Consider the following 518-nt stretch of genomic DNA (forward strand, 5'->3'; position numbering starts at 1 on the left):
CTGGTGCTGAACTCCTCGAACGCGAGTTCGGGGTTCTGATGGATACGGTGACGGATCCCGATGAATTCATGGGCCTGTTCGCGCAAGGCGCTGAGGTGTTGAGCGGGAGTAATCGGCATGGGCTGAGTTGGAGTCATTGAACGTCGAAACGGATCAGGGCCGGCGCGCCATGCTCGCGGGCAGCTTGCGCCATGGCAGGTCGGCCGGCTCCGCCGCCATAGGACCGGGCGCCTTGGCGACGAGGATCGCCTCGGCGATCGGCGCAAAGTCGGCACGGAAATGGACCGAGCTCTTGTTGACGAGAATCTTCATGCGCTCCGGATCGACACCGACGCAACGGAACAGCTCGCGGTCGAGCATCTGCGTCTTCGCGCTCGCGACGACGACAAACACGCCGTCGATCTCCAGGCACGCGGTCGGCCCGAGCTCGACGCTCGGCTCCATCGCCATGGGGCCTTTCAGCGCGACATGCCCGTCGCTCAACGCATGCACCCTGAAATCGCCGTGCAGCGGTGCGT

The 518-nt window shown here is 64.5% G+C and carries 1 protein-coding gene; it reads right to left on the reverse strand.

Annotated elements, in window-relative coordinates:
- Nucleotides 1–153 precede the first annotated feature (153 nt).
- Nucleotides 154–518, reverse strand: a 365-nt coding sequence (locus AC1DTN_RS39260) for an MlrC C-terminal domain-containing protein (protein ID WP_477925666.1), incomplete at its 5' end; no start/stop codon positions are given.

Source organism: Rhizobium sp. 01T444, assembly GCF_056398305.1.